Source organism: Butyrivibrio sp. X503 (assembly GCF_003625475.1).
In the GTDB taxonomy this organism is placed as follows: Bacteria; Bacillota; Clostridia; order Lachnospirales; family Lachnospiraceae; genus Butyrivibrio.
In genome coordinates this window covers 202,826-222,184 of record NZ_RAIQ01000003.1, presented here as the reverse complement: position 1 = coordinate 222,184, position 19,359 = coordinate 202,826, and the positions used below count along the sequence as shown (strand labels likewise).

The following is a 19,359-nucleotide window of genomic DNA, read 5'->3' as shown; positions in this document are numbered from 1 at the left end:
AAGCTAATTATGAGAAAAGCGACAGGAAAGAGAATATTTGCATTTGTCATTGCTGTAGCTATGATCGTCACAATGTTTATGACTGCGATGCTTCAGACATTTGCATACACTGAGTCGACCGGAACGGTTTCAAATGACAACGTTAAAGTCAGAGAATCGGCGAGCACATCGGGCTCACAGGTTGCCAGCCTTAAAAAAGGAGATGTTATCGATATTATCGGGGAAGAAAAGGATTCTTCCGGATATATCTGGTACAAGATAAGAGTAAATAAGAATGAGCAGGGATATGTAAGAAGCGACCTTGTTAACAAGGCAGGCGGTCCCTCAACAGCATCGGATACAAACGCCGAAAAAAAAGAAGAAAAAGCCTCTACTCCGCCTGCGGAGACACAGGTTACGGATGTTGAGAACAAATCTGCGTCGATCGGATATGATAACGTTGTTATCAGAAAAGGCGCAGGTAAAGATTATGATTCCCTTGATAAAGGAACAAAGGGTGAAGCTGTTACCATAACAGGAGAAGCCAAGGGAACTGACGGAAAAACCTGGTACAGAATTACCTTCGGCGACGGAAAAGAGGGCTTCATAAGAGGTGACCTTGTTGATACAAGCGGAACCGCTCAGCCTGCACCTGAACCTGCTCCCGCACCTGCAGAGACCGCAGAGGCACCCGAGGCTACGGCTGCGCCCGAAGAAGGTGAAGGTGAGCAAGCCGAATCTGAAGAAGGAGAGTCTGAGGAGGGTTCTGAAGATTCCGAGGATTCAGAAGAGGAAGAACAGGAAGAAGCTCCTGCTACGGTAGGTGACGGTACTTACTCACTTACATATGAAAATGATACATGGTACTTAAATGATTATTCCGAACAGCGCAGAATAGAAGTTAAGCAGCTTATCGATCTTGCAACTAAAGCACCTGCATTTGATAAGCAGGCCAAGAACTTCAAGCTTATTGCTATAGGACTTGGAGCTCTTGCCGGAATTCTTCTTATCGCCGTTATCATTCTCGCACTCAAGCTCAGAGAGTCTATGTACTATGAGGATGAAGAGGACGAGGAAGAATTTGAGCGTTTCTCCGACAGCAGAAGGAGAAGAGCAAGAGACGATGAAGAGGAAGAAGAAAACAATCGTCCTTTCTCAAGAAGAGAGCGTTCTTCACGCGATGATGAGAGAGGTTCAAGAAGAGCATCTTCAGCCAGAGCAGAAGCATCAAAAAGAGGAGACGACGAAAGAACGGTTCGTCCGAATTCCGATGATGAAAGAACTGTAAGACCTTCAAGAAATCCCGAGGACAGACCTGCTCGTCCGAGAAGAAGCGAGGAAGACAGAGATCGTGCTTCAAGAAGATCTTCGGATTCAAGATATGATGAGCGTCCTTCAAGAGATTCTTACAGAGATGAGGAGCGTGAGGCTCCCAGAAGAAGAGCAAAGAACTTTATCGGAGACGATGACGATTTCGAGTTTGAGTTCCTTGATCTTGACGATGAGAAATAAAAATATAACGTGAACTATGAGAACCGTGCAGAGCTAAGCTTTGCACGGTTCTTTTAAGTAATCACCAGACTCAGTTTTTTTGAGTCGTGGTGTACTACTTAGTTCTGGCGAGCGTATGCGAGAGCAGAACTTCATATTTTATTATTATGTGATATGTGTTATACTAAACATATCACAAAAAGACTCATGGAGGCGGATATGATCATAGAGATTGATTTTAATAGTGATGAAGCTATATATTTGCAGCTTTGCAATCAGATCATACTGGGCATTGCTACGTCTCAATTTCGTGAGGGTGAGCAGCTCCCCAGTGTCAGACAGCTGGCTGAGACAATTGGTATCAATATGCATACGGTAAATAAGGCGTATTCCATATTGCAGCAGGACGGCTTTGTCAAGATCGACAGAAGGCGCGGAGCCATAATTGCCATCGATATCAACAAGCTTAAGGCTCTTAACGAAGCCCGGGATGAACTTGCGGTAGTTCTTGCACGGGCAATCTGTAAGGGAATAGGAAGAGAAGACATTCACGCTCTTGTTGATGAACTCTATGACAATTATGAATTTAACAGCAGATAACATGAAAGGATGATGAGATATGGATTCTAAATTCACCGTAATGGCTTTGGATGCACTTAAGCTTGCCAAGAAAACAGCCAGATCCTTGAAACTCAATTATGTCGGAACAGAACATATCCTTATGGGTCTCATCTTGGAGGATGGAAGTGTCGCTTCCAGAATTCTTATAGACAATGGAATAGATGAGAATCGCATGATGGATATGATAAGAGACCTTATCGTACCCGACAGCAGTGTTCGTACTCTGGATAAGGACGGTTTTTCTCCGAGAGCGGAGAAGGTCTTGGAAGAGGCTCACAGAATGGCTGAGCGTTTTCATGCAGACAAGACCGGTACAGAGCATATTCTTTTGGCACTGATAAAAGAGGGAGAGAACGTAGCCGTAAGGCTTATCAGTACTCTCAATGTACCCGCGCAGAAGATCTACGCGGAGACTTTGGCTGCAATGGGAGAGGACCCCAATATAGTTAAAGAGGACCTCGGAAGAAAGAATAATCCCAAAGCCGGTAAGAAAGCTTCGATACTTGCACAGTACAGCCGTGATATGACTGCACTTGCGATGGAAGATAAGCTTGATCCCGTTATAGGACGTGAGCGCGAGATTAAGCGTGTTATTCAGATACTCAGCCGTAGGACCAAGAACAATCCTTGCCTTATCGGAGAACCGGGTGTCGGTAAGACTGCGGTAGTTGAGGGACTTGCACAGCGTATTGCCGCAGGAAACGTTCCTCTTACAGTTCAGAACAAGAGACTGGTCACACTCGATCTTTCGGGTATGATCGCAGGCTCCAAGTACAGAGGAGAGTTCGAGGAAAGGATCAAGAAGGTTATAAAAGAAGTTGCGGAAGACGGCAACATCATTCTTTTTGTCGATGAGATGCATACACTTATCGGTGCCGGCGGCGCCGAGGGTGCTATCGATGCTTCCAATATCCTTAAGCCTTCTCTTGCAAGAGGCGAGATTCAGATGATCGGTGCAACCACCATCACCGAGTATCGTAAGTACGTTGAGAAGGACGCGGCGCTTGAGAGACGTTTCCAGCCTGTAAACGTCGATGAACCCGACAAGGCAGAGGCAACCGAGATCTTAAAGGGAATCGTAAGTAAGTACGAGGAACACCACAAGGTTACGATTACGCCTGAGGCTATCAAGGCTGCTGTTGAGCTTTCCGAGAGATATATCAACGACAGAAATCTTCCCGATAAGGCGATCGATCTTATTGATGAAGCAGCATCCGCAGTAAGACTTCGCACCATGGGAGTTTCTTCCAAGGTTAAAGATATTGACGATCAGATAAAGAACCTTGATCTTGAGATAGAGACCGCTCTTAAGAACTCTGATTTTGTTCTTGCGGGCGAGCTTAATAAGAGACAGAAGGCTCTTATCACCAAGCTTTCAAGAGTTAAGTCCGCTGAGAGGAGAAAAGAGCTTTCATCCGGATTTATCGTTAATGAGAACGATATAGCGGAAGTGGTCGCCGAGTGGACAAGAATTCCCGTTAAGAAGATAGCGGAGAAGGAGTCGGAGAAGCTTCTTAAGCTTGAATCCGTTCTTCATAAGAGAGTTATCGGTCAGGAGGATGCGGTTAAGGCTGTATCCAAGGCTATCAGAAGAGGAAGAGTCGGTCTTCAGGATCCCAACAGACCTATCGGATCGTTCCTGTTCCTCGGCCCTACCGGTGTAGGTAAGACAGAGCTTTCCAAGGCTCTTGCAGAAGCAATGTTCGGCGATGAGAATGCGCTTATCAGAGTTGATATGTCTGAGTACATGGAAGGTCATTCGGTTTCCAAGATGATCGGTTCACCTCCCGGATACGTCGGATATGACGAGGGCGGTCAGCTCAGTGAGAAAGTAAGAAGACATCCGTATTCGGTTATTCTTTTCGATGAGATTGAGAAGGCCCATCCGGATATATTTAACGTGCTTTTACAGGTGCTTGATGACGGTCATATTACAGACGCCAAGGGCAGAAAAGTCAGCTTCAAGAACACTATTCTCATCATGACATCCAATGTCGGCGCTCAGAGAATAGTCGATCCCAAGAAGCTTGGATTCGGTGCGGGCGATGACGCCAAGAAGGACTACGAGGATATGAAGTCCGGCGTTATGGAAGAGGTCAAGAAGCTCTTTAAGCCGGAGTTTATCAACCGTATAGATGAGATCATGGTATTCCACACTCTTACCGAAAAGGAGATGATGGATATCGTTACCCTTCTTTCAAGCAATCTTGCCAAGAGATGTAAGGCACAGATGGATATCAGCCTTACGATTTCTCCCGCGGTAAAGAAGTACCTTGTTGAGAAGCATTCCGACGCCAAGATGGGTGCAAGACCTCTTAAGAGAGCAATCCAGTCCGCAATTGAAGACGCGATGGCGGAAGAACTTTTAAAGGGTAATATCAAGGCGGGAGACGATGTTACCGTAGGCCTTAAGGATAAAAAGATTGTATTTACCACTGCAGACGGGAAAAAGACTTCCGTTAAGAAGGTCAGTGTTAAGACAACCAAGCCAAAAAAGGCTTCAAAAACAAAGAGTGCGGTGACTACCAAGAAGCCTGCAAGTAAGGCTCGCAAAACCACGGCTTCACGATCAAAGAAAAAGTAATAAAAATTTCAGTTTATCATTGGGTAGACTTGAATTATAATGTAATTAACTAAATATTTGTTTTTTGTCAGGAGGGTTAATATGGCTGTCGTAGAGCAGTTGATTCGCGCTGAGAGCGACGGAAGCATCAGCTTTGGTAACTATGAGCTTCCCGAGAAGAAGAAGCTTGAGAATTTCGAGCACAACGGAGATATCCTCAAGGTTAAGACTTTCAAGGACATTACTAAGCTCGAGTGCAACGAGAACTTTGTTTATGAATCGGTTCCCGGCACAGCGGTCACAGGCTTTAAGGAGTCCGACGGAGGTGTTGAATTCACCGTAGAAGGTGTTAACGATGCACAGATTACCTTGGGACTTTTGGAAAGCACAGAGTACAGCGTGTTTGTAAACGGAACCGCTATCGGCAAGATGAGCACTAATGTCGGAGGTAAACTCAATTTTAGTGTTGAATTGTCAGATGGAAGTTCTGCCAAAGTTAAGATTGAAAAATAAAAATTAAATAAATGGCCGAGGGCTTTTCGGGATACCTGAAAAGCCCTCGACGTTTATGGGAGGATATATGGCAACTAAGATAAAGACTATATTTTATTGCCAGAGCTGCGGATATGAATCATCCAAGTGGATGGGACAGTGTCCGGGCTGCAAAGAATGGAATACTTTTGTTGAGGAGACGGTCAAGCCGGCGGTAAAGACCAAGGGCGTGAGCTCTTCTTCCGCAAGACTTATCTCAGGAGCCTTGGAGGCTCCCAAAGCTCTTTCCGAGATAGAGATAAATGATGAGGAGAGAGCGGATACACATATCGGAGAACTCAACAGAGTTCTTGGAGGAGGCCTTGTAAGAGGATCGATGATCCTTGTCGGGGGAGATCCCGGAATAGGAAAGTCGACACTTCTTTTGCAGGTTGCAGGCAATCTCTCGGGGGATAAAAAGAATATTCTGTATATCTCGGGCGAGGAATCGCTTAAGCAGATCAAGCTTCGTGCCAACAGGATAGGAGAGTTTTCGGATACATTGAAATTCATGTGCGAGACCAATCTTTCCGTGATAGAAGATACGATCACATCCGTAAAGCCTGAGATCATCATCATAGATTCGATCCAGACTATGTTCAATGAGGCGATATCATCAGCGCCCGGAAGTGTTTCTCAGGTCAGAGAATCAACCGCGGTGCTTCTTAGAATTGCCAAAAGTCTTAATATAACCGTGTTTATAGTCGGACATGTAACCAAAGAAGGACAAGTTGCCGGACCTAGAGTTCTGGAGCATATGGTTGATACCGTGCTTTACTTTGAGGGCGACAGACACGCTTCCTACAGGATACTGCGAGCAGTAAAAAACCGATTTGGCTCAACCAACGAGATCGGTGTGTTTGAGATGGCTGAAAAAGGCCTTATGGAGGTCAAGAATCCGTCGGAATTTATGCTTGAGGGAAGGCCCGAAAACTCTAGCGGTTCTATCGTTACATGCTCTGTAGAGGGAACGAGACCCATTCTTATAGAGCTTCAGGCGCTTGTGTGCAGAAGTAATTTCGGTTTTCCGAGGCGTCAGGCCAACGGAACGGATTATAACAGAGTCAATCTCTTAATGGCTGTTCTGGAAAAGAGAATAGGACTTCAGCTTGGCGATTACGACGCATATATCAACCTTGCGGGCGGAATGAAGATAGCGGAACCATCACTTGATCTCGGAATCTGCATGGCTATCATTTCAAGCTTTAAGAATAAGCCTATAAGCGATGATATGATAGCATTCGGTGAGGTTGGACTTTCGGGAGAGGTAAGAGCCGTTAATATGGCTGAGCAGAGAGTCTCTGAGGCCAAAAAGCTTGGCTTTAAGACCTGTATTGTTCCCAAGGCTCTTTGCGCGAAGATAAAGAAAAGCCACCCCGATATCAATATAATAGGAGTGGCTTCTGTAGCTGATGCTATGAATTATATCTGATTATTTTAATTTGATAATTTCTTTTTACGCATAAGAATGACGATTGCGGTGCATGATGCGGCGATAATGAGGATTCTTCCTGCAATATCGGTATCATCACCTGTCTGACCCATTCTGGGAATCTTTTTGGTGGCGCCGAGTACTGTCAGTTCGGCGTCATTTTCTTCGAGTGCTTTTACGATTACGTTTTGCTGGAATGCCGCAAGAGTTACGCTTTCCGGATCGGTGTTATTAGCGCTTTCATCATTGCTGTAGTTTCCGCCATCAACAAATTCAAGCTTTCCGGCAACGCATTTTACGTTATAGAGTGAAGTTACGTCTTTTCCGTTCTCATCAACGATCATGTAAGAAGTTATCTCGTTCTTGGATGAGCCTATAACGCTTTGGCTTCCGCTTAAGACTACGCTCTTAAGCTTGTGACCTTCAAGGAGTGAGCCGGATGTGATGCTGACCTTATCGTTTGTAAGAGTCGAGCCGTCATAGTTCTTTACGGTTGTTCCGGCTTCAAGCGTGATGTTTCTTTGCTTGACGTTTATCTTGGCGGTGGTGGGCGTTTGCTGAGAAATGATACTTGCAGGGAGCTTGACCCATTCGCCGTCTTTTTCGTAGCTTACACTGATGTCCTTAGGATCAATTACTTTTCCGTTAAAAAGAAAAGGAATTGTGTATGTCTTTATCTCGGATGCCACTACATAAGCCGCATCGATATTTACCCAGTAGTTTATGCCGTTGTTTGAAAAATAGGTTCCGCTTCCGTTTGTTCCTGCGCAGGCTTCAACGGTCAGCAGGTCTCCGAGAGCATTAAATATATTTTTAAGTGTAGGGCGCTTGTTATCAAGGTCTTTTACCACGATATTGAAACCGCCTATTATATGCTCTTTTCCGTCGTATTCGATATCTGTCTCTTCACAGGTTGTGTAGATCTCAATTGAAACGTTTGGATAATCTTTCTCTATAATCTCCTTTGTTTCTTCGCGTGTTTTGATGACTCCGTCAACGTGAATGCTTGATTTCTGAGCTTTTTTGACGTACCATATAACGTATTGTTTGTCGGGATCGAATGAAGGGACAACGTTCTTGATGTCTTCGGCACTCGGATGGTTGTGGAGGTAGCTCAGTACTCCGTTGTTGGCGGTAAAACCGTCATCTGCAAGATCATTGGATGAACCGCCGTTATCGACAACCGGTAAATAGTAACCGAAATCATTCGGAATTGCCTCTTCTACAGTGATAGCGCTGCTGTAATCATCCACTGAATGATTCTTGGGCTCTTCCGGAATATCCGCATCTATAGTATTTAAGATATAGAAATATGCTGTGCTGTATGTCTGAACCCTGCGAGTTTCGGGCTCTTCTATGGGTATTTCTCTTTTTGGAGCTTCTTCTGGAAGTTTTTCTTCTATAGGAGGAGTTTCTATGGGAGCATCCTCTTTTTCTTCTATAGGAGCTTCTTTGGGAGTTTCCGACTTTTCTTCTATAGGAGCTTCTTTGGGAGTTTCCGACTTTTCTTCTATAACAACGATGTCCTCGGGAACTTCTTCCTTAATATCTTCTGTATCCTTTTTTTCTTCCGGTATGGGAATTATGTCTGTAGGATCTGCAGGAACGTCCTCTTTTTCCGAAGGCTTGTCCTGTAAGTTTGATTCAGATGTATCAAGTGATGTAGATGCATCGCCGGGCTTGGTATCATCATTGGCGTAGGCCGGATCTGCCTGCGATGTCTCGGCATGAGCTGTGATGGGCAAAGCGTGAAGTGTCAAGAAAGATGATGCAAGAGAAAATGCCATCAGCAGTGCCAAGGATTTGTTCTTCCTCTTAAACATAAAAAACTGCTCCAAATAATAATCGAAAAAATAAATAAATCAATAAATCGAACACACTCGAATATAATAACACATAAACTAAACTTTTTGTAAATAATGTCGATAAATTTTATATATAAAATCTAAAGAGGGGTAAGTCTGTCCGTATGAAGAAAATTATCAGATCAGCATTCGCCGTATTTTCGGCAGTTGCGCTAACTATTTTTACTATGTTTTCCGAGGTGTGTTCTTTGGAGATTCATGCCGCGGACGATCCTTATACTGCTTTATCAAAGGGCACGACCGTTTATAACGGTGTGGACTATAAATCTGAGTACAATCCGCTTTTTTACTATCTGAATTATGCAGATCTAAGACAAGCTTTCGGAACTGATGCCAACAAGCTTGTTGAGCACTGGGCTCTTTTCGGTAAAAAAGAAAAGAGAGTTGCAAACAGGCTTATAGGCGACAGCACGGAATTTGTTGTACCGACTGGAGATGAGGGCGTTGTTGTTATTCCAAAGACCAAGCATGACAACGGCGGAATGACCTATGCACAGGAGATTCAGGCAAGGAGCATTGCCAAGCAGATCGCCGATGCGATAAACAGAGCCGCTGAGGAATCCGATACTTCAAAGAGCTCGTCCTCTTCATCCAAATCATCCAAATCTTCATCTAAGTCTAAGACCAAGGAGATAAAAGAGGTCGAGAAGGTTGCATACGCAGCGGGCGTAGTAAAGGCCTATTGCGATCTCGGAACATATACTACAGAAGGTAAGATATACAGGACTGCCTACGGCGTATTCATCGGAGGCGAGTATTCATGCGCAGGATCAACAAGAGCGCTCGGACTCATACTCGATTATCTTGGTATCAACTGGGTTCACAAGAACATAAATCAGTGGGAAGATCAGTGGTGCCAGGTAATAGTTGACGGAAAAGAGGGCTATGGCGATCCGCTTCTCTCGGCTGCGGGCTACGGCAAGCATCCCAATGAAGGCGGTAATGCCAAAGACGCCGTTTCATATGCAAAGATAAGATATAAATTTGAGGTTGCAACGCAAAAGCCGAAGGCAACTCAGTAATAAAAAGATATTTCTATTGAGATTCAGTAATAAGAGGACCGAAATGACATCAGAGTTTTTTGACAATAAAAAAAGAATAACGGTTAGGATAATTACGTCTCTTTTGACGATAGCTCTTTTGACGGGGATGTGTTCTGTTAAGGCGAGTGCCATGGGGCCCACCAAGATAGACGCGATGACCTTTAGGGATAACACCGATATCACGACAGTGCACATCGGAAGCGACGTTACGGAGATAACACCCGGCGCGTTTAAGTGTCTTATGAAGCTTAGGTCGATAACTGTCAGCGAGAATAATCCTTTTTATACATCCTACAGTAACTGCCTTTATAACAAGGATATGACCGAGCTTTTGTGCTTCCCGCCTGCGCTTGACGGGGCGATGATCCCTTCTTCCGTCACATCGATTGGGGAGTATGCGCTTACGGGAGTCGGCAGCAAGCTCAAAGCCGATATAAGGGCTGCGATAAAGAGTAGCGCGGACAATAATCTAAAGTTGGAGGATGTTCCGGGAGAGCATTTTATTCACACCCAGTACGGGATCAAGTGGAGAGAGGCTGACGGAAACTATTCGGAGCCCGATACCGAGCTTAAACAGCTTGTTGCATCGGTGCTTGATTTTGCAACGGACGAGAACATGACGCAGAATGCGCAGCTTGAGAGATGCTTTAAATACATGGTCGATTTTTCCGCATATGAAAGAGACAACGAGGTTCCGGTAGGGAACTGGACCGGCGAGTATGCCAAAGAGATGCTTCTTGAAGGCAAAGGAAACTGCTATAAATACGCAGCGGCGTTTGCATATCTGGCTAAAGGACTTGGGTATGACGCAAAGGTCTGCACGGGAACGGTCTTGTCATCACTTGGCGGCAAAACGCCTCACGCATGGACCGAGGTTAAAGTGAACGAGACCTGGTATATATTTGACACTGAGATGCAGGACGCGAAGGGAGACGGTTATTACAAGCAGACTTACCAAAGCTATCCCGCCAAACCGCTTGATAAGGCGGCTGCGATAACGGTTAGTTATTAATAGCAAGATCTTTCACTGATTGTTTTAAGGAGCTGTTTATATGAGACGAATACTTGGAATATCGGTAGTATTCTTGGGAACCGTGGCATGTTTTCTTTTGATAAATATTGTATTATGCGCAATGGTTCCGCCTTATAAGAATGCAATTGCTTCCGCGATTTCGGGGAGCTCTGAAAACCATATGGTTAAAGCTTATGATTATGTACCTGCGGATAATGCAGGGAAAAAAGAAGGTTATACAGATAAGGTTGCAGATAATGAAGCAAGCAAGGAAGATGCGGCAATGAAGGCTGCCGATGAGTATTTTGATAATCTTGGAAAAAAAGAAGAGGCACCGGAAATTTCTGATTCCGAGGAAGCTTACGAGCAGCAGCCTGTAGTTATTGACAGAACATATTACGAGGACTGCGGAACGGGCAAAGGCTACTGGGTGCTTACTTATTCGGACGGAAGAAAAGTGGTGGAGTAATCGCAAAACAGTTTTTTATAAGATATTAAAACAAACACACGCCTAGAATACAGGCGTGTGTTGCTTTTTGGGATTTTATTTGATGTGATACCGGTTTGATGATAAACTTAATGGGTTATGAATTTTAGTTTCAAGTATTTGGAACTGGTTGGAGAGTTTGATAATGAAAAAGTTATTATTGGCTATAGGGGTTATGTCTCTGCTGATTGCTTTTGTAGTTACAGGCTGTCGTATCGGAAGCGGGGGAAAACAAGAAGTCACGGAAGATAATATAGAAGCGGATAATGATACTGAGCCCGACCTTTCAAAGGTTAAGATCGGAGTATGTATTTACCGTTTTTCAGATAACTATATGACTCTTTTCAGGAAGGAATTGGAGTCATACCTGGTGAGTCAAGGATTTGCAAAAGAGAACATTATGATACTTGACTCCGCAGACAGCAAGATCATTCAGGACAGACACATCAGATCTTTTATTGAACAGGATGTTGATGCACTTATAATCAATCCGGTCGATCCTTCTGATGTGGCAAGCGTCACGAATCTGGCGGTTGAAGCAGATATCCCGCTGGTTTATATCAACAGAGAGCCTGACGGCGATGAGGCTGTCAGATGGGAAGAGAATAATTGGAAAGTCACATATGTGGGCTGCGACGCCAGACAATCCGGAATCCTGCAAGGCAAGATCATAGCGAATCTTGGAATAGAGAACATTGACAGGAACAATGACGGAGTGGTTCAATACGTCATGGTTGAAGGCGATCCCGAAAATGCGGATACACAGTACAGATCGGAGTATTGCATCAAGGCACTTACAGATGCGGGAATTGAAAGCATGTGTGTCTATAAGGGCTGCGCAGACTGGGAGAGAGATAAAGCTGAGGAGATAGTTGCATACGCTATAGAGAACTATCCCGATACAGAGGTTATTTTCTGCAACAATGACGCCATGGCGCTCGGAGCTCTTTCAGCCGTTGAGAAAGCGGGAAGAAGAGCGGGAAAAGAGATCAAGATAGTCGGAGTCGATGCTCTTACCGATGTCCTTATTGCGGTTTTGGAAGGACAGATGTCCGGAACTGTGTTTAACAACTACGTTGAACAGGCGCATTCCACAGCCGATGCCCTGATCAAATATCTTAATAATGAGACCAATCCAAGCTACATTCCGTGTGATTACGTGGCCGTAACCGCGGACAATGCACAGACTATACTGGAGAACCTTGCAAGATGATGCAAGGTTTTCTTTTTATACTCTTTTAAGAAAAAAGAAAATGGCTTTATAGTAAAATATTAATACACCTAAAGATGAAGAAGCATTTGAAGCGTTGGCGATTCTTTTCCAAGCGGAGGTAATATGCGCGAGACCACCCAGATTACCTATGGAGACGGCATCGTGAGCGTAGAGCTCATTTCTGAGAGTAAGAGCGATATTCCCGCTCCCGTTATCAGATTTGGAGACTATGAGAAGGTGCTTGAATCCTGTTTTACGAGAAAAGAGCTCGAAGAAATCTATGAGGGTGACCATGCAAGTCTCACCTTTTCTTTTGTTATGTCCGACAGTCCCGAGGAAATAGAAGAATACGATACGCTTGTTTCTGCTGTTTCAAGGGCTTCGAAAAACTTTGGTGAGCTAAGCGAAGGAATTGCCTTGGAAGTAAATGCTGTAAAAAGCGTCGATGCGGGAGAGGAGCTTACTATCGATAATCTTTTGGGAAATGTTGAGCTTCAGATTGAGATCCCGCTCTATCTTATCAGGGAAAACAGAGAATATTATCTTATGACGGATTCATTCGGTGCTTGTACACTGTACGAGGACTATGATAACGAAGCTGACACGTTGTCGGTAAATACAAATACGGTGGGAACGAGTATGCTCATATATAGAGATACATATCCCGGCGTCCCCGTCGCAGAAACCTCTTCATTCGGAGTAAAACCACAGTTTATCTTCGGCGGGATTGTCATAATTCTCTTGGTATTCTGGAACTATGTGACCGGTGCCAGAAAACAAAGACTCAAAGAGCAGAGATAAATCAGTGATAAAAATAGTTGTTCAAGTGCGCTAGAGCAGCATAACCATGCACGTTATAGCGATTTTTGCAAAAAAAAGAAAAAATTCTCGAAAAAGTTATTGCTTTTCTATTTTGTACGAGATATAATGGAGAACGTCGTCGGGGTGTGGCTCAGTTGGTAGAGCACTATCTTAGGGAGGTAGGGGCCGCGTGTTCGAATCACGTCACTCCGACTTTTTCAAAAGCCCAGTACATACGCGCAAAACAATCTCTAAAGCGCTTGTGTACTGGGCTTTTTCGTGTTTTATGTGATTGAAAAAAATTAAAAAATAATCGTCAAAAATCATATAAAAATCAAAAAAGTTGCCACGAAAGTTGCCACGAAATTATCCAATAATGAGACATGCTGTGAGTCTGCCGGCATGTCTCACCCAAAAAATTCCCCATAAAAACAGCAACAAAAAACTATTAGAAACCGCCCTGAAATGGTATACTTACAGTAGTTGTGTACATTAAAAACAGAATTCAAAAACAGAATAATATAAATGACTGAAATGAAACCTGAAAACTTATTTGGTACAACAGCATACTATGATAAAAACAGTTCTTGCGAGGAACTTACGCAGATCATTTCATGCGGTATACAGCAGGATGAAAAAGGCATTATTTTTCTGAATGAAAGCGGACGTTGTATTTATGCCAACAAGCGTGCTTTTACCATGTTCCGCGTTATCGATAATCTCACAATTCTTTATGATACTTTCGATGCTTGGAGGAGGAGTCTGGGCGTTGAGGAAGGTACGACTTCCTGGTGCAGAGTCTATAATTCTTCCGGCAAAGAAAGACTATATCACGTCAGATACAAGGTACTTAACGAGAACGGCAAGATTCTCGGAGGTATGTATGTCATACAGAACGTATCCGAGTCGATGGACAACGATCTCGGCGAGCAGTACAGACTAACTCATGATGAGCTCACAAGGCTTTACAACAAAGAGGGATTTGTCGCCGCCGTTAAGAAGCTTCTTGAGGAAGCTGATCCCAATCGCAGCTACGTTATTGTTTATTCCAACATCAAAGATTTCAAGCTGATCAATCAGCTTTTCGGACTTAATAAAGGAAACGACATTCTCATCAATGTGGCGGATATGCTGTCGCAGATGGTAAAAGAAGAGGATGTGTACGGAAGGATCAACGGAGATCAGTTCGCGCTGTGCATGCCCGAGGACCGTTTTGACGAGAATCTGTTTAAGACAGCCATCAAGGAGCGCGCAAGCCGCCTTACAAGCAGAACTTATTCAATCCATGTTCAGCTCGGTGTCTACAAGATACATGACAGAAGAATGGATGTATCTTTTATGTGCGACAGAGCCTACATGGCATGTAAGACCATTAAGAGAGACAATGTATGCGAAGTCGCTTGGTACAACGATGACATGCTCATCAATGCTCTTTTGGAAAAAGAGATCCTGTCGAGTTTTGACTTTGCCATTATAAATAAGCAATTTGGCATATATCTTCAGCCGCAGCACTACTCGGACGGCAGGATATTCGGCGCGGAGGCGCTTGCCAGATGGCTACATCCGGAGAACGGCGTTATTGAGCCGGAAGTTTTTATAAGCGTTCTCGAAAGAGCGGACCTTATATACAAGCTTGATAAGTATATCTGGGAGCTTACGGCGGAGCAGCTTGCCAAGTGGAAGGGAACCAAGTGGGAAGGGCTGTCGCTTTCCGTAAATGTATCTCCCAAAGATATTTATTATCTTGATATCAAAAAAGAGTTCGATGAGCTTGTAAAGAAATACGATATCGATCCCGCAAGACTTAATATCGAGATCACGGAGACTGCGGTGACGACCGATGTGAACAAGTGCGCCAAGCTGATCCTTGATCTCAGAAAGAGCGGTTTTCTTGTTGAGATCGACGATTTCGGAAGCGGCTACTCATCGCTTAATATGTTAAAAGACATCAAGGCGGATGTTCTCAAGATCGATATGGGCTTCCTTAAGAGAACCGAGAATCATAAAAGAGCCAGAGTCATCCTTAACTTCACGATAGACATGGCGCATGAACTCGGAATGGGAGTTATTACTGAGGGTGTGGAGACCAAAAAACAGCTTGATTTCTTGGAAGAAATGGGCTGTGAGATGTTCCAAGGTTATTACTTTGATATGCCAATGCCGGTTGAAGATTTCGAGGCTAAGTTCAAAGACGGAGTTTAATAAGCTCTTATGGAGGAATAGGCATGAAAGGGAAATTCGGACGCAAGGAATTAATTGCCATTTTGGTTGGAACCGTTCTTTTCGCTGTTCTTACAAAAGCCAGAATACCGCTGAGATTTATCCCTAATACTGAGCTACACATTAGGATGGCTGTTCTTGCTTTTTTCTCGGCTGTATACGGACCGATTGTAGGTGCGGTTGTAGGAGTCTGCGGACATGCTTTCGGTGATGCGATTTTTGGCGGAACAAAGATATGGTGGAGCTGGGTGTTGTCCGAGGCCATCGTCGGAGCTGTAATTGGCTTTTTTGCGGATAAATTCGCTGTGCGTTCAGGTGGTTTTACAAAGAGCAAGAATATTGTTCTTTTTATTCTCGTAGAGATTATTGCCAATGCCTTGGCATGGATATTTGTGGCTCCGGCACTGGATATGCTTCTTTTCAAGGAGAGCTTTGATACGGTATTTGTTCAGGGAATGTTTGCTTTCTTTGGGAATATTCTTGTGATCGGAATATTGGGAACTCTTCCTTTGATTCTTTATTCGGATCATTCGGTGAAATCTAAATCAAAGGAAGATGATGATTATTTGAATTGATAGTTTATTACGCAATAAAATTACAAGTTGAAAATATGTTTCTAACTGCGGCCAGATATTCACCTTTACTTCTGGCCTTTCTTATTGCCTTCAAACACTTGTCACTGTTCTCAAAATGGCTGTTTATGAAGGCCCAGTGCTCGAGCATCTTGAAGATGACGTTTCGGTCCTCGTGAATAAAAGTTTCATATCCCAGGTACAGTTTTTGGAGATATTGTTTCAGTTCCTCTTTTGAAAGAGTTGGTGAACCGATCGAAAGGTCTCTTGCAAGCGCAGGGGTTCTGAGCATTCCGCGGCCCATCATAACAGCGCTTATTCCGCATGAATTATCGTTGTTGCCGACTGCGCCAAGGCTGCTCATATTGTCAATCAGCCTGTTGTAGTCGTCTATGCTGTTTATGTCTCCGTTGTAGCAGATATCAGCGGTTCCGCCGCTTCCTCTGTATATTTCAACTGCTCTTTTGAAAGCGTCCGTCTTAGGCTTGCCCTGGTAGAAATCCTTTTGGACTCTTGCATGGATCGTGAGTTCACTGATCGGGTATTTCGCAAATATTTCCATCAGCTTATCGGCTTCGGATTCGTCGGTTACGCCTAGTCTCGTTTTTACAGAGAATTTGGGAAAAGAGCTTGCGTCGTCGCTTTCGGTCTTGGAAAAAAGTTCATCCTCCGTGATCTTTTTTAGCATATCATCAAGATAATCCGTATCTGCAAGCAGTCCTGAGCCTTTATGTTTGGTTACAACGGTTGCGACGGGGCAACCCAGGTTTAAATTTATCTCTTTGTATCCTAAAGAAGCGATCTCTTTTGCTGCCCAAAGGAAGTTATCTGCGCTGTTAGCAAGGATCTGGGGGACCACCTTTTCTGTGAAATCAGGAAAGACATCATTGTTTACGGGAAGAATGTCGTTCTTTTCTCTTTTCTTGAATTTGCGCGTCTTCGGAGCCGAGAGAAAAGGAGTATAGTACTTGTCTGTTTCATCGCCGAACATAGCGCGGTGAGTGTTTCTGAGTGTATATTGTGTGATGCCCTCCATCGGGGCAAAATAAAACTTTGTTGGTGCCATCAGGCGTTTTTCTCCTTTTTTTCTTTTCATTCACGGTTATTATGTTATTATATGAGATAGATGTCAAAAAACAATGAGGTATTATCATGGATTACAAATACGATGATAACAAGAACTCCATTAAGAACGAGATAAAAGATATCGTGGATCTGATACTTACAGACTATGAGAAGGGCAGAGATATCGACAAGATGGATATCTTTAATCAGCCCGACAGAGACGCGGTAAAAGATATCGTTATCAAGCTCATTAGAATTATCTATCCCGGATATTACAGGGACAAGGTATACAAGAGCTACAATGACAACAACAGGATTTCCATTGTAATTGAGGATGTCATCTATAATCTTCAGAAGCAGATCGCGATCGCGTTCAGACACAGTGAGGATTATGAGGAGACTTCGGAGGAGACGCTTGATTGCGGCGCAAGACGCATTACGCATGAGTTTTTTAAGCATATTCCCAAGATCAGAGAATATGTGGATACAGACGTTCAGGCTTGCTACGACGGAGACCCCGCCGCATACAGCAAGGAGGAGATAATCCTTTCTTATCCGGGGCTTTTTGCAACGACTGTCAGCAGGATAGCTCATGAGCTGTATCTTCTTAAGGTGCCGCTTATTCCCAGAATAATGACTGAGTATGCTCATTCCAAGACAGGTATCGATATTCATCCCGGAGCTACGATGGGCAAGTATCTTATGATAGATCACGGCACGGGTATTGTTATAGGTGAGACTTCGATAATCGGTGAGCACGTCAAGATTTATCAGGGCGTTACCATCGGAGGTCTTTCGACAAGAGGCGGACAGGCGCTTAAGGGCAGCAAGAGACATCCCACTATCGAGGATGACGTTACCATTTATTCAGGTGCTTCAATCCTTGGAGGAGAGACCGTTATCGGCAAAGGTTCCGTTATCGGAGCTAATGCGTTTATCACGTCTTCTGTTCCCGCAGCAAGCAGAGTCAGCATGAAAAATAACTGATAAAAATATTTCTGAATTTTTTTACAAAAAGCTCTAAAGAAAAATAAGAAAACGTCCGATAAAGGAAATAGCAAGTAGTGTAGCTATTTCCTTTTTTTCTCTTCGGAGGTAAATGCTTTATGATGAGATCGCTTTGGTCAGGTGTGGCCGGTCTTACAACTCACCAACTTGAGATGGATGTTATAGGTAATAACATCGCCAATGTAAATACAACTGCTTATAAATCACAGGCAACCGGTTTTGCGGATATCTTTTATCAGACAGTAAGGAACGGCACGGGATCCGGTGATACCACCGCTACAACCAATGTTTCTCAGCTGGGATACGGAAATAAGGTTGCATCAATATACACCAATATATCTAAGTCAGGTTCAATGCAGACAACAGGAAATGCATTCGACCTTATGATCACGGGAGATTCGTTTTTCGTGGTTTCTTCTGATGCGAGCACAGATCCTGCAACACGTAATTTCAGCAGGGACGGTGCTTTCACGATTGACGCTGAAGGAAGTCTCGTTACTCAGAACAACGGATTCTATGTTCTCGGTATCATGGGAGACGGAAATATTCCCAGAGGCGGCAACGTTAATCTCACAAACTTAAAGCTTATATCCGACGATACAATGACTATAGACGGAACGGCTACATCCGCTTCGTATTTCAGAGGAAACATAGACAGTCTCGATCATGAGCTTAGTAGTGATGAAGGCAAGACCCTAAGACTTGAAGTTTTCGGAAGAGACGGTGAGATTTATACTCTTAAATACAGTCTCACTGACGGCGGAGATGATGCTGACAACACATTTAATCTTTCACTTAAGTCAATTCAGGATTCAAACGGAAACCTTATAACAAATACAACCAACAGCAGCTTTGATCTTGTTTACAGCAAGAACACAGGAAGACTTGTAAGCGCCGGTGGTTCCGCAAACGGAATGGTTCATATGGAGTTTGGCGGACAGGCCGGAATGATAGGCCCTATCGATGTTGACTTCACAAACACATCCAATTTTGCCAGCCTCAACGGCAACCACACTTCTTCATTCTACGGATACAGAGGTGATACACAGGGACTTAATCAGGGATACGCAAACGGCACCATGACAGGACTTTCAGTTACTGATAACGGATCTATATTCGCCAAGTATTCAAACGGTCAGACCGTTAAGATTGCGCAGGTTGCGGTAGCTGAGTTCAACAATGCTATGGGACTTGAGAAGGTCGGAGACAATCTCTACGCTCAGTCACTTAACTCCGGAGAAGCAATGATCATGGATATCACCTATGACGGCGGATACATGACGGCAGGAGTTTTGGAGTCAAGTAACGTTGACCTTGCAAAAGAGTTCACCGACATGATCACAACACAGCGTGGATTCCAGGCTAACAGTAAAGTGATCATCACATCTGATGAGATGCTCCAGATATTGAAGCAGCTTAAGAGATAATTGATAATATAATCGAAACTTATAACAGT

The 19,359-nt window shown here is 43.9% G+C and carries 16 protein-coding genes and 1 tRNA gene; 15 read left to right on the top strand and 2 right to left on the bottom strand.

Annotated features, from left to right (window positions below; all coding sequences use genetic code 11):
• Positions 1-9 precede the first annotated feature (9 nt).
• The 5 genes from D6853_RS06435 to radA all read left to right on the top strand — a co-directional run bounded on the left by D6853_RS06435 (position 10) and on the right by radA (position 6,617).
• Positions 10-1,491, top strand: a complete 1,482-nt coding sequence (locus D6853_RS06435) for an SH3 domain-containing protein (RefSeq protein WP_158588681.1) — start codon at positions 10-12, stop codon at positions 1,489-1,491.
• A gap of 198 nt (positions 1,492-1,689) precedes the next feature.
• Positions 1,690-2,070, top strand: coding sequence for a GntR family transcriptional regulator (locus tag D6853_RS06430; RefSeq protein WP_092242348.1), 381 nt, complete (start codon positions 1,690-1,692; stop codon positions 2,068-2,070).
• A gap of 19 nt (positions 2,071-2,089) precedes the next feature.
• Entirely contained in the window at positions 2,090-4,675 is a 2,586-nt protein-coding gene (locus D6853_RS06425) for an ATP-dependent Clp protease ATP-binding subunit (RefSeq protein WP_120657210.1), read from the top strand.
• Between the two features lie 81 nt (positions 4,676-4,756).
• A complete protein-coding gene (locus D6853_RS06420) occupies positions 4,757-5,167 on the top strand; it encodes an endosialidase (protein ID WP_120657209.1) in 411 nt (136 codons plus the stop codon).
• Between the two features lie 67 nt (positions 5,168-5,234).
• Positions 5,235-6,617 carry a DNA repair protein RadA gene (radA, locus tag D6853_RS06415; RefSeq protein ID WP_120657208.1) on the top strand — a complete coding sequence of 461 codons (1,383 nt, stop codon included), beginning with the start codon at positions 5,235-5,237 and terminating at the stop codon, positions 6,615-6,617.
• A gap of 5 nt (positions 6,618-6,622) precedes the next feature.
• Here radA and D6853_RS06410 read toward each other — a convergent pair whose 3' ends face one another.
• Positions 6,623-8,440, bottom strand: coding sequence for a hypothetical protein (locus D6853_RS06410; protein WP_120657207.1), 1,818 nt, complete (start codon positions 8,438-8,440; stop codon positions 6,623-6,625).
• 146 nt (positions 8,441-8,586) lie between these two features.
• Here D6853_RS06410 and D6853_RS06405 point away from each other — a divergent pair, with 146 nt between their 5' ends.
• From D6853_RS06405 to D6853_RS06370, 8 genes are all read left to right on the top strand, one after another.
• Positions 8,587-9,504 carry a hypothetical protein gene (locus D6853_RS06405; protein WP_120657206.1) on the top strand — a complete coding sequence of 306 codons (918 nt, stop codon included), beginning with the start codon at positions 8,587-8,589 and terminating at the stop codon, positions 9,502-9,504.
• A 43-nt stretch (positions 9,505-9,547) separates the two neighbouring features.
• Positions 9,548-10,537 carry a transglutaminase domain-containing protein gene (locus D6853_RS06400; RefSeq protein ID WP_120657205.1) on the top strand — a complete coding sequence of 330 codons (990 nt, stop codon included), beginning with the start codon at positions 9,548-9,550 and terminating at the stop codon, positions 10,535-10,537.
• A 40-nt stretch (positions 10,538-10,577) separates the two neighbouring features.
• Positions 10,578-11,006 (top strand): hypothetical protein, encoded by a 429-nt coding sequence (locus tag D6853_RS06395; protein WP_120657204.1) that lies wholly within the window; start codon positions 10,578-10,580, stop codon positions 11,004-11,006.
• A gap of 163 nt (positions 11,007-11,169) precedes the next feature.
• The gene (locus tag D6853_RS06390) at positions 11,170-12,237 is read left to right on the top strand and encodes a substrate-binding domain-containing protein (RefSeq protein ID WP_120657203.1); all 1,068 of its coding nucleotides are present in this window, start codon (positions 11,170-11,172) and stop codon (positions 12,235-12,237) included.
• 123 nt (positions 12,238-12,360) lie between these two features.
• A complete protein-coding gene (locus D6853_RS06385; protein WP_120657202.1) occupies positions 12,361-13,038 on the top strand; it encodes a hypothetical protein in 678 nt (225 codons plus the stop codon).
• 140 nt (positions 13,039-13,178) lie between these two features.
• Positions 13,179-13,251: transfer RNA gene (locus D6853_RS06380), tRNA-Pro, on the top strand.
• 312 nt (positions 13,252-13,563) lie between these two features.
• The gene (locus tag D6853_RS06375; RefSeq protein WP_120657201.1) at positions 13,564-15,240 is read left to right on the top strand and encodes a putative bifunctional diguanylate cyclase/phosphodiesterase; all 1,677 of its coding nucleotides are present in this window, start codon (positions 13,564-13,566) and stop codon (positions 15,238-15,240) included.
• Positions 15,241-15,263: 23 nt separating this feature from the next.
• Positions 15,264-15,833 carry an ECF-type riboflavin transporter substrate-binding protein gene (locus D6853_RS06370; protein WP_120657200.1) on the top strand — a complete coding sequence of 190 codons (570 nt, stop codon included), beginning with the start codon at positions 15,264-15,266 and terminating at the stop codon, positions 15,831-15,833.
• 7 nt (positions 15,834-15,840) lie between these two features.
• On the opposite strand, the gene D6853_RS06365 is transcribed toward D6853_RS06370, so the two are convergent.
• Positions 15,841-16,896, bottom strand: coding sequence for a tRNA dihydrouridine synthase (locus D6853_RS06365; RefSeq protein ID WP_158588680.1), 1,056 nt, complete (start codon positions 16,894-16,896; stop codon positions 15,841-15,843).
• Positions 16,897-16,982: 86 nt separating this feature from the next.
• Between D6853_RS06365 and epsC the strand changes: the two genes are divergently transcribed.
• Complete coding sequence (gene epsC / locus D6853_RS06360; protein ID WP_120657198.1) at positions 16,983-17,882, top strand: serine O-acetyltransferase EpsC; 900 nt, start codon at positions 16,983-16,985, stop codon at positions 17,880-17,882.
• Between the two features lie 119 nt (positions 17,883-18,001).
• Positions 18,002-19,330 carry a flagellar hook protein FlgE gene (locus tag D6853_RS06355; RefSeq protein WP_120657197.1) on the top strand — a complete coding sequence of 443 codons (1,329 nt, stop codon included), beginning with the start codon at positions 18,002-18,004 and terminating at the stop codon, positions 19,328-19,330.
• Positions 19,331-19,359 lie beyond the last annotated feature (29 nt).

Excerpts from the sequence above, each read along its gene's own strand:
- D6853_RS06435 (WP_158588681.1), top strand. The coding sequence starts at position 10 with ATGAGAAAAGCGACAGGAAAGAGAATATTTGCATTTGTCATTGCTGTA.
- D6853_RS06430 (WP_092242348.1), top strand. The coding sequence starts at position 1,690 with ATGATCATAGAGATTGATTTTAATAGTGATGAAGCTATATATTTGCAG.
- D6853_RS06425 (WP_120657210.1), top strand. The coding sequence starts at position 2,090 with ATGGATTCTAAATTCACCGTAATGGCTTTGGATGCACTTAAGCTTGCC.
- D6853_RS06420 (WP_120657209.1), top strand. The coding sequence starts at position 4,757 with ATGGCTGTCGTAGAGCAGTTGATTCGCGCTGAGAGCGACGGAAGCATC.
- radA (WP_120657208.1), top strand. The coding sequence starts at position 5,235 with ATGGCAACTAAGATAAAGACTATATTTTATTGCCAGAGCTGCGGATAT.
- D6853_RS06410 (WP_120657207.1), bottom strand. The coding sequence starts at position 8,440 with ATGTTTAAGAGGAAGAACAAATCCTTGGCACTGCTGATGGCATTTTCT.
- D6853_RS06405 (WP_120657206.1), top strand. The coding sequence starts at position 8,587 with ATGAAGAAAATTATCAGATCAGCATTCGCCGTATTTTCGGCAGTTGCG.
- D6853_RS06400 (WP_120657205.1), top strand. The coding sequence starts at position 9,548 with ATGACATCAGAGTTTTTTGACAATAAAAAAAGAATAACGGTTAGGATA.
- D6853_RS06395 (WP_120657204.1), top strand. The coding sequence starts at position 10,578 with ATGAGACGAATACTTGGAATATCGGTAGTATTCTTGGGAACCGTGGCA.
- D6853_RS06390 (WP_120657203.1), top strand. The coding sequence starts at position 11,170 with ATGAAAAAGTTATTATTGGCTATAGGGGTTATGTCTCTGCTGATTGCT.
- D6853_RS06385 (WP_120657202.1), top strand. The coding sequence starts at position 12,361 with ATGCGCGAGACCACCCAGATTACCTATGGAGACGGCATCGTGAGCGTA.
- D6853_RS06375 (WP_120657201.1), top strand. The coding sequence starts at position 13,564 with ATGACTGAAATGAAACCTGAAAACTTATTTGGTACAACAGCATACTAT.
- D6853_RS06370 (WP_120657200.1), top strand. The coding sequence starts at position 15,264 with ATGAAAGGGAAATTCGGACGCAAGGAATTAATTGCCATTTTGGTTGGA.
- D6853_RS06365 (WP_158588680.1), bottom strand. The coding sequence starts at position 16,896 with ATGGCACCAACAAAGTTTTATTTTGCCCCGATGGAGGGCATCACACAA.
- epsC (WP_120657198.1), top strand. The coding sequence starts at position 16,983 with ATGGATTACAAATACGATGATAACAAGAACTCCATTAAGAACGAGATA.
- D6853_RS06355 (WP_120657197.1), top strand. The coding sequence starts at position 18,002 with ATGATGAGATCGCTTTGGTCAGGTGTGGCCGGTCTTACAACTCACCAA.